The sequence below is a fragment of the Salegentibacter holothuriorum genome, from assembly GCF_900168045.1.
Classification (GTDB): Bacteria; Bacteroidota; Bacteroidia; order Flavobacteriales; family Flavobacteriaceae; genus Salegentibacter; species Salegentibacter holothuriorum.
In genome coordinates, this window is the sequence record NZ_FUYY01000003.1 from 425622 (window position 1) to 435703 (window position 10082).

General features: G+C 36.1%; 9 protein-coding genes. 5 read left to right on the forward strand and 4 right to left on the reverse strand.

Annotation, left to right across the window (positions count from 1 at the left end):
• From B5X51_RS10440 to B5X51_RS10460, 5 genes are all read left to right on the forward strand, one after another.
• Entirely contained in the window at positions 1–1077 is a 1077-nt protein-coding gene (locus B5X51_RS10440) for an LptF/LptG family permease (RefSeq protein ID WP_079721110.1), read from the forward strand.
• Between the two features lie 101 nt (positions 1078–1178).
• Positions 1179–2132, forward strand: a complete 954-nt coding sequence (locus B5X51_RS10445; protein ID WP_079721111.1) for an acetyl-CoA carboxylase carboxyltransferase subunit alpha — start codon at positions 1179–1181, stop codon at positions 2130–2132.
• 167 nt (positions 2133–2299) lie between these two features.
• On the forward strand, positions 2300–3865 hold the full coding sequence (dnaB, locus tag B5X51_RS10450) for a replicative DNA helicase (protein WP_079721112.1): 1566 nt from the start codon (positions 2300–2302) through the stop codon (positions 3863–3865).
• A 37-nt stretch (positions 3866–3902) separates the two neighbouring features.
• Positions 3903–5195, forward strand: coding sequence for an asparagine synthetase B (locus B5X51_RS10455; RefSeq protein ID WP_079721138.1), 1293 nt, complete (start codon positions 3903–3905; stop codon positions 5193–5195).
• A 183-nt stretch (positions 5196–5378) separates the two neighbouring features.
• Positions 5379–5801 carry a secondary thiamine-phosphate synthase enzyme YjbQ gene (locus B5X51_RS10460; RefSeq protein WP_079721113.1) on the forward strand — a complete coding sequence of 141 codons (423 nt, stop codon included), beginning with the start codon at positions 5379–5381 and terminating at the stop codon, positions 5799–5801.
• 254 nt (positions 5802–6055) lie between these two features.
• Here the strand turns inward: B5X51_RS10460 and rplT are convergent, their stop codons facing one another.
• The 4 genes from rplT to thrS form a co-directional block, all read right to left on the reverse strand.
• Positions 6056–6400 carry a 50S ribosomal protein L20 gene (rplT, locus tag B5X51_RS10465; RefSeq protein ID WP_079721114.1) on the reverse strand — a complete coding sequence of 115 codons (345 nt, stop codon included), beginning with the start codon at positions 6398–6400 and terminating at the stop codon, positions 6056–6058.
• A 142-nt stretch (positions 6401–6542) separates the two neighbouring features.
• On the reverse strand, positions 6543–6740 hold the full coding sequence (gene rpmI / locus B5X51_RS10470) for a 50S ribosomal protein L35 (RefSeq protein ID WP_079714698.1): 198 nt from the start codon (positions 6738–6740) through the stop codon (positions 6543–6545).
• A 36-nt stretch (positions 6741–6776) separates the two neighbouring features.
• Positions 6777–7328: a translation initiation factor IF-3 gene (gene infC, locus B5X51_RS10475; RefSeq protein ID WP_079721115.1), complete on the reverse strand. Its 552-nt coding sequence runs from the start codon at positions 7326–7328 to the stop codon at positions 6777–6779.
• A gap of 23 nt (positions 7329–7351) precedes the next feature.
• Complete coding sequence (thrS, locus tag B5X51_RS10480) at positions 7352–9298, reverse strand: threonine--tRNA ligase (RefSeq protein WP_079721116.1); 1947 nt, start codon at positions 9296–9298, stop codon at positions 7352–7354.
• Positions 9299–10082 lie beyond the last annotated feature (784 nt).

Genomic DNA, 10082 nt, shown 5'->3' on the forward strand with positions numbered 1-10082 from the left:
TTGAAAATTTTAGATTGGTACATATTGAAGCGCTATCTGGGAACATTTTTCCTGATGCTTTTACTATTTATACCAATTGGGATTACCGTAAACCTTGCTGAAAAAATAGGTAAAATATTGGATAATGAAGTGCCTTTTATAGAAGTAGCCCTTTATTATGTAGATTTTACGATCTACTTTGCCAATTTGTTATTCCCATTATTTCTTTTTTTATCAGTGATTTGGTTTACTTCTAAACTTGCTAATAATACTGAAATTATTGCCTTTTTAAGTAGTGGTGTTTCGTTTTGGAGGTTTTTAAGGCCTTATTTAATTGGTGCCACCTTTGTTTGCATTCTGGCCTTAATTCTTGCAATGTTCCTGGCTCCAAAAGCCAGTAAAGGTTTTAATGAATTTAAATATGAATATTTAAAGAAAAACGTAGCAACTCAGGAGACCAGGGATGTTTACCGGCAAATAAATGACAATGAGTTTATTTATGCCAGTCACTTTCAACCGCTTGGTAAATCGGCACGTAATTTTACTTTAGAGCATTTTGAAGGGAACGAACTGAAGTTTAAGATTAGTGCATCCAGTTTAAGGTTTAATGAAGAAGATACTACCTATTCGCTAACCAATGTAAATAAGCGAATAATAGGAGTAGAGGGCGATTCTATTTTACATCAAAATAAATTAGATACCATTCTTCCCTTTGAATTTGATGAACTAACCCCTGAAACTTATATTGCAGAAACTTTAAATTATACAGAGCTCAACGAATTTATAGAACAGGAACGGCGTAGAGGGTCTGGAAATATTAATAGATATCTGGTTGTGGCTTATAAAAGATGGAGTATTCCGGTGTCTGCATTTATTTTAACAATTATTGCTGTAGCAGTATCTTCTATGAAGCGCCGTGGCGGAATGGGCGTTAACCTTGCCGTTGGTATTACCCTGGCTTTTATATTTATATTTTTCGATAAAGTTTTTGGAACTATGGCAGAGCAATCTACCTTTTCACCATTAATAGCCGTATGGTTCCCAAATATTACTTTTGGCCTTCTAGCTATTTTTCTACTTTACCGGGCTAAAAGATAGGTGTCGAAATTTTGTCGAAAATTAATGGCCTTTCTGCATAATTCTTCCTTTTAAAGTTTGTTATATTTGTATGCTAATAAAAAAACAAACCATAACAACTTATGGAATATTTAGAATTTGAATTACCCATTAAAGAGTTGGAAGAGCAGTACAATAAAGCTTGTAACATAGGAGAAGAGAGCGATGTAGATGTTACGGCTACCTGTAGGCAAATTGAAAAGAAATTAAAGGCTACCCGAAAGGATATATATAAGAATTTAACAGCCTGGCAACGGGTTCAACTTTCCAGGCATCCTAACCGTCCCTATACTTTAGATTACATTAATGCTATTTGTGGAGATACATTTTTAGAGCTTCACGGTGATAGAAATGTAAAAGATGATAAAGCGATGATCGGTGGTCTTGGTAAAATAGAAGATCAGAGTTTTATGTTTATTGGTCAACAAAAAGGCTATAATACTAAAACAAGACAGTATAGAAATTTTGGGATGGCAAATCCTGAAGGTTACCGCAAAGCTTTACGTTTAATGAAATCTGCAGAGAAGTTTGGTCTTCCTGTGGTAACGCTTATTGATACTCCTGGAGCTTATCCCGGTCTTGAAGCTGAAGAGCGAGGACAAGGTGAAGCTATTGCCCGAAATATTCTTGAAATGACAAGGCTAAAAGTGCCGGTAATTGTTGTTATTATTGGAGAAGGTGCAAGTGGTGGAGCTTTAGGAATTGGTGTTGGAGATAAGGTGATGATGCTTGAAAATACCTGGTATTCGGTAATTTCTCCTGAATCCTGTTCTTCTATCCTTTGGAGAAGCTGGGAATATAAAGAACAAGCGGCAGATGCTTTAAAGCTTACCGCTAAGGATATGAAAAAGCAGAAGCTTATAGATGAGATTATAAAAGAACCAATTGGAGGCGCTCATAGCAATAGAGAAGAGACTTTTGATACGGTAAAAAATTCAATTTTAGGGGCGTATGATGAATTTAAAAACTTATCACCAACAGATTTAGTAAATAAGAGGATGGATAAGTATTTAGATATGGGAGTCTATAAAGGCTAAGACCTTACATATCATAACCTATTAAATTTCCGAAACCATGGTTTCGGTTTTTTTTGCACTTATCAACACTATTTTTAAGTTTTCAACAGGTGAATTGTTGATTACCGGTTAATTAAGTAACCGACCTAATATTAAGATGCTCTTAACAAATTTTATACTTTAGTAATATGGATAAAATGACCGCCCCGCAGCAATTTTCAGCAAAAAAAAGTAATGTTATTAGCCTTGAAAAAGGAAAACTCCCCCCGCAAGCAGTTGATTTAGAAGAAGTTGTGTTGGGAGCGATGATGATAGATAAAAAAGGAGTAGATGAAATAATCGATATCCTTAGCCCTGATGCTTTCTATAAAAACTCCCATAGACTAATTTTTGAAGCAATACATAAGCTCTTTGAAAATACAGAGGCGATTGACTTATTAACCGTTTCTAACCAATTAAAAAAAGATGGTAATTTTGAAAAGTCAGGTGGCGATTATTACCTGATTCAATTAACTCAAAAAGTATCATCTTCTGCGCATATTGAGTTTCACGCGCGTATTATTCTCCAGAAATATATTCAGCGTAGCCTTATTAAAATCTCCAACGAAATTATTGAAGAAGCTTACGATGAATCTACCGATGTTTTTGATCTTTTGGATAGTGCGGAAGCCAAATTGTATGAAGTAACCCAGGGGAATATTCAAAAATCTACAGAAACCGCGCAAAGTTTGGTGATCCAGGCAAAGAATAGGATTGAGGAAATCTCGAATAAAGAAGGTTTAAGTGGTGTTCCGTCAGGATTTGATAAGTTAGACCAGTTAACTTCCGGTTGGCAGCCCAGTGATCTTATTATTGTTGCTGCGCGTCCCGGTATGGGTAAAACAGCCCTGACTTTGTCTATGGCTCGAAATATTGCAGTCGGTCAAAATATGCCGGTGGCGTTTTTCTCATTGGAGATGTCAGCAGTACAGTTAATTACTCGATTAATTTCTTCAGAGACCGGTCTTTCTTCAGAGAAATTAAGAACCGGAAATCTTGAAAAGCACGAATGGGAGCAGCTTAACGTAAAGGTAAAGGATCTTGAAAATGCGCCTTTATTTATAGATGATACGCCTTCACTTTCTATTTTTGACCTTAGGGCGAAAGCGAGAAGATTGGCTTCCCAGCACGGAATTAAACTTATTGTAATTGATTACTTGCAGTTAATGACGGCCGGTGGAAGCCAAAAAGGTGGCGGAAACAGGGAGCAGGAAATTTCTACAATTTCGCGTAACCTTAAAGCACTTGCCAAAGAATTAAACATCCCCGTAATTGCACTTTCCCAGTTATCACGTGCCGTGGAAACCAGGGGAGGAAGCAAGCGACCATTGCTTTCTGACCTTAGGGAATCTGGAGCGATTGAGCAGGATGCTGATATTGTATCCTTTATTTATCGTCCCGAATATTATAAAATTGAAGAATGGGATGATGAAGAACGAACGCCAACCGATGGGCAGGGTGAATTTATTGTAGCCAAGCACAGGAACGGTGGACTGGAAAATATACGTCTTAAATTTATTGGTCATTTAGGTAAATTTGATAACTTAGAAGAGTTCGATTCGCCATTTGAATATCATTCTAAAATGAATACCGGCGAGAATGAAGAGAATGAGTTTGGCTCGCCAAACCTGCCTAACCCAAGTGCGAACGAAGCTTTTGGCAGCTCTATGAACAGTGGGTTTAATAATGATGACGATGACGAAGTGCCATTTTAAAATTTCTAATAAAATAAGAAAAAATACCTTAAATAATATGTTTTTAAATGACCAGAAAAGCGGGAAATTTACCGTTCTTCTGGTCTTTTTTGTTTTACTATTTTTAAGTGGTTTCAGGGTTTCAGCGTCACAATTGCTTATTCCTATGGACGGAGACTCTCAGAAGAATCATTTAAAAGCCTACGGAATAACCTATTTTGCTTTAGAAGAAGACTTAGAAGTGAGGTGGTTGCTGAATTATCGCGGTGGTTCCTTTTTAATTTCAGATACCGAAGAATTACGTAAAGAATGCCAAATACGTGGAGTTTCTTTTGAAGTAATAAGTGATGATAAAACACAGTCGATTTTAGAAGAAATTAGTAGTCCTTCTCAGAATATGGAGACTGTGGTGTTAGAGAAAGCTCCAAAAATTGCGGTGTATTCTCCACAGGGAAATAAACCCTGGGACGATGCGGTTACAATGGCGCTTACTTACGCTGAAATTCCTTATGAAACCATCTATGATGAAGCTGTATTAAATGATGCGCTTATTTTATATGATTGGTTACACCTACATCACGAAGATTTTACCGGCCAGTATGGGAAATTCTATAGAACATTTAGAACTACGCCCTGGTATATTCAGGAAAAAGAAGAAGCTGAAGCCTTAGCAGAGAAGTTGGGATATAATAAGGTTTCCGAAGAAAAGCGGGATGTTGCTTTAAAAATTAGAGATTATGTTGTTGGCGGCGGCTTTATGTTTGCGATGTGCAGCGCTACCGATAGTTTCGATATTGCCCTGGCTGCAAAAGGGGTAGATATTGCCGAAACTATGTTCGATGGCGATCCAAGTGAACCTGGTTATCAATCTAAATTGGATTTCAGTAATACTTTTGCGTTTACTGATTTCAACCTGGAGCGTAGCCCGATGGTCTATGAGTTTTCCTCTATAGATATGACTGCAAAAAGAAATATTCCGAAGGAAACTGATTATTTTACCTTAATGGATTTTTCAGCTAAATGGGATGTTGTACCTACTATGTTAACTCAAAATCATACGAGATTGGTGAAAGGATTTATGGGGCAAACTACGGCATACAATCCCAATAATATCAAGGCTAATGTTTTGGTGATGGGAGAGAGTAAATTAAATGGAGAAGCCAGATATATTCACGGAATAAAAGGAAAAGGCTTTTTTACTTTTTACGGAGGGCACGATCCTGAGGATTATCAGCATAGAGTAGGGGATCCAAAGACCGAGCTTGATTTGCACCCAACCTCACCGGGTTACCGGCTAATTTTAAATAATGTACTTTTCCCGGCGGCGAAGAAAAAGCCTCAAAAAACTTAAAATGAAACTAAATCGTTTGTTGAAAATACTAAGTGTGGTCAACTTAATTTTCGAGTTATTTTTCATGTTAAATTTGACTAGTCTAATTACGTAGCCTTCTTCAGTATATGGAATATTATTAATTTCAGTCGGAATTTTAACTGCAAGAGGAATTTATCTAAAAGAAAATAATAAGAATTGACTATGAAATTTTTTCAGAAGGAAATAAAGTTAAAAGCTAGATCCAGAGGTTTTCATTTAATAACCGAAGAAGTGGAAAGTCAACTGGAGGAATTAAAAGAAATCAATTCCGGAATATTAAATGTATTTATAAAACATACATCAGCAGGAATAACCATCAACGAAAACGCCGATCCTACGGTGCGGGAAGATTTCGAAAGTCACTTTAATGAAATGGTTCCGGAAAATATGCCGTATTATAAACACACCTTAGAAGGTCCAGATGATATGCCGGCACATATTAAAGCTTCGTTATTGGGAAATTCACTTCAGATTCCTGTAACCAAAGGAAAATTAAATATGGGAACATGGCAGGGTATTTACTTGGCAGAGCATAGAAACCATGGAGGTTCGCGAAAATTGGTTTTAAATCTATACGGAGTTTAAATTTATTAGTTTATTTACGATATGGTTGATAGGAGAATGAGATTGAAGTAAAATATCTGAGGAGCCAAGAATTGATCAATAAATCTTAAAAAAAATATTTGTGTATTGGTGGCAAAAAAACTTGAAGGTCATTTTTCAAAAAAAAGTTATTGAAAAGTGTTCGATAATTCTGTCTCTGAAGAAAAAAAGTGTAAAAAAAATCCGGTTCAATAAAGAACCGGATTTTTAAATAAGAGAGTATAACTAATTTTTAATTACTTTACTTTATCTACAATTGCTTTAAAAGCTTGTGGGTGGTTCATTGCCAAATCGGCAAGTACCTTACGGTTTAAACCTATTCCACCGGCTTTTGCAGCTCCCATAAATTGAGAATAAGACATACCGTGTTCACGGGCTGCAGCGTTAATACGCATAATCCATAGTGAACGGAAATTACGTTTCTTTACTTTACGGTCTCTGTATGAGTAAAGCATTGCTTTCTCAACCGCATTTTTTGCTACTGTCCAAACGTTTTTACGACGTCCGAAGTAACCTTTTGCTTGCTTAAGAACCTTTTTTCTTCTGGCTCTCTTTGCAACTGAATTTACTGATCTTGGCATATTTTTATGTATTTTGTAGCAGGCGGCAGCATAACTGCACTTTTAAAATTAGAAAAGATTACAAATTTGCACTTGAAATCTAATTTAAAATCTTGCCCAACTCCAGGGTTTTTAAATTAATTAAACCGTTAAGAGCTTATTGTTACTTTAAACGCAACATAAGTTTAACATTACTCTTGTCTGCATCGTGCACTAATGTACTATGTGTAAGAGCAAGCTTACGTTTTTTAGACTTCTTTGTTAAGATGTGACTTTTAAACGCGTGCTTTCTTTTTATTTTCCCAGTACCTGTAAGCTTAAAACGCTTTTTAGCACTAGATTTTGTTTTCATTTTAGGCATGTTATCCTCTTTTTATATTATAACTCTCTTATTATACTATTTCGCTTTTCTGGGAGATAAAAACATAGTCATACGTTTTCCTTCCAGTTTTGGCATTTGTTCTACTTTTCCAAGTTCTTCAAGATCTTGCGCTAATCTAAGCAGTAGAATTTCTCCTTTATCCTTAAATACGATAGAGCGGCCTTTAAAAAATACGAAAGCTTTTAACTTTGCTCCATCTTTTAAAAATTTCTCTGCGTTACGCTTTTTAAATTCGTAATCGTGATCATCGGTATTTGGACCAAAACGAATTTCTTTTACAACAACTTTGCTCGCTTTGGCTTTCATAACCTTTTCGCGCTTCTTTTGTTCGTAGAGAAACTTTTTGTAATCCATTGCTTTTACCACTGGGGGTTTAGCGTCTGGAGATATTTCTACCAAATCTAAGCCTAATTCTTCGGCTATAGATAATGCTTGTTTAGTTGGGTAAACGCCCATTTCTACATTATCACCTACAAGACGAACTTCTTCTGCCCTGATTTTTTGGTTAATCCGGTGTTGATCCTCTTTAACTGCTCTAAGCGGTCTTTTCGATTTTTTTCTACGTATTGCTATGGCTGATCTATTTTTGGTTAAACTTTAAACGTCTTTAACGTTTTTTTGATTTCATTATTTATTATCTCGGCAAAGTCTTCCACAGGCATAGTGCCTATATCGCCTTCTCCTCTTTTTCGTACAGAAACCGTACCATCTTCTTTTTCCTGTTCCCCTATAATCAACATATATGGGAATTTATTCATTTCGGCTTCCCTAATTTTCTTACCAATGGTTTCGTTTCGGTTGTCTGCCAAGGCGCGAATTTCGTTATTTTCCAGCAAAGTTAAAACTTTTTCGGCGTATTTTTCATATTTCTCGCTGATTGAGAGCACCATAGCCTGTTCTGGCATTAACCATAATGGGAAGTTACCTGCTGTATGTTCCAGTAATATAGCGATAAAGCGTTCCATACTACCAAATGGGGCGCGGTGAATCATTACTGGGCGATGTGTCTCATTGTCACTTCCTTTATAGGTAAGTTCAAATCTTTCTGGCAGGTTGTAATCTACCTGAATGGTGCCAAGTTGCCAGCTTCTGCCAAGCGCATCTTTAACCATAAAATCTAATTTAGGTCCATAAAATGCAGCTTCCCCGGTTTCAACAACATAGTTAAGACCTTTTTCTTTTGCTGCATTAATAATGGCAGTTTCAGCTTTTTCCCAAACATCGTCAGACCCAATATATTTTTCTTTGTTCTCTGGATCTCTTAAGGAAACCTGTGCGGTAAAGTTTTCAAATCCTAAAGAATCGAATACATATAAGGTAAGGTCTATTACTTTTTTGAATTCTTCATCTAATTGATCTGGAGTACAAAAAATATGTGCATCATCTTGTGTAAATCCTCTCACACGGGTTAATCCGTGTAATTCCCCACTTTGTTCGTAACGATAAACGGTACCAAATTCAGCAAAACGTTTTGGAAGATCTCGATAGCTCCAGGATTGGGAGTTATAAATTTCACAATGATGAGGACAATTCATGGGTTTTAATAAAAACTCTTCTCCTTCGTTGGGGGTATGAATGGGCTGAAAACTATCTTCGCCATATTTGGCATAGTGTCCAGAAGTCACATAAAGTTCTTTTTGGCCAATATGCGGACTTACCACCATTTCATAACCAGCTTTCTTTTGCGCCTTTTTCAAGAAATCTTCCAGTCTTTCTCTTAAAGCTGCACCTTTAGGTAGCCATAAAGGAAGGCCTTGCCCAACTTTTTGTGAAAAAGTAAATAGTTGAAGCTCTTTACCAAGCTTACGATGATCTCTTTTTTTAGCCTCTTCAAGAAGTGCTAAGTATTCTTTTAATTCTTTTTGCTTCGGAAACGAAATCCCATAAACCCTGGTTAACTGCGGATTGTTTTCATCACCGCGCCAGTAAGCTCCGGCAACACTCATTAATTTAACCGCTTTAATAAAGCCGGTGTTTGGAATATGGCCTCCTCGGCAAAGATCTGTAAAGTTGGAGTGATCGCAGAAAGTGATCTCACCATCTTCCAGGTTCTCTATTAATTCAACTTTAAACTGATTGTTTTGTTCCTTATAATAGGAGAGTGCATCAGCTTTAGAAACTTCGCGAAGTTTGAAATCATGTTTTTCGCGAGCAATCTGAAGCATTCGTTCTTCAATCTTCTTAAAATCGTTTTCAGAAATCTTATGTTCACCAAAATCTACATCATAATAGAACCCATTTTCAATAGCCGGCCCAATGGTTAATTTAGACCCGGGATACATTTCTTCTATTGCCTGAGCCATCACGTGTGAAGTAGAATGCCAAAAGGCTTTTTTACCTTCATCATCTTTCCAGGTAAATAAGGTTAAACTGCCATCTGTAGTTAATGGTGTAGAAACTTCTACAATATTATTGTTGAATTTTGCTGAAATTACGTTTCGGGCCAGTCCAGAGCTAATACTATTAGCAACATCCATTGGAGTGGCACCTTTTTCAAATTCTTTTATACTGCCATCGGGCAAGCTTACCTTAATCATGTATATGTAGTTTTAATGAGTGCAAAGATAATAGGTTGATTTTGCCTACGCAATATACTTATATATAAAGGAGGATATTTATTGCTGAAATAATATATAAGGAGTAGTTTTTCTTATTCTGAAACATTAACTTTTGTCTTCTTAATATTTCTTTAAAATTTTTTATCTTACAAGTTCCTTTTTTAGAGCGAGTTATAATTTAGTTTTAAGTTTTCTTTAAAAAAAAGTTATTTGATGCTTGCGAGGGAATAAAACAGCAGTATATTTGCACCCGCTTTGCGACACAACGAGGGTTGAAAGATAAGGCGGGAAGTTCATTACATATTGGGATACGGTGTTTTTTTAGGCTTGAGAAAGCTTGAAAAAATAAAAGCAAAAAAACTTTATTTTTTGCTTGCCAGAATCAAAAGAGGTTGTATATTTGCAGCCGCAAAAACAACGAGTGTTCTGCTTTAAAAAGCGGTGTTGTTTTGAAGTTCTTTTAAATGGTATTGCTTTTAAAAATAAGTCAAAATTTTTTTCGAAAAACATTTGGCAGATAAAGAAAAAGCATTGTATATTTGCAGCCGCTTACAGCGGAAACAAGTTCCCAAAAATACTGAAAAGAAATCCCGGGTGGGTGTGAGAATAGAGAGGTTCGACTCCTTTAGTTTCAACAAGAATATCCCGAGTAATATCGGGGAAGTTCATTGATTTATTGAATTGACAGCGCGTACATTTTTCTTCGGAAAAATGATACAAATAATTTAGAATTAAGACTAGATAAGTCATCTTTGAGTACAGA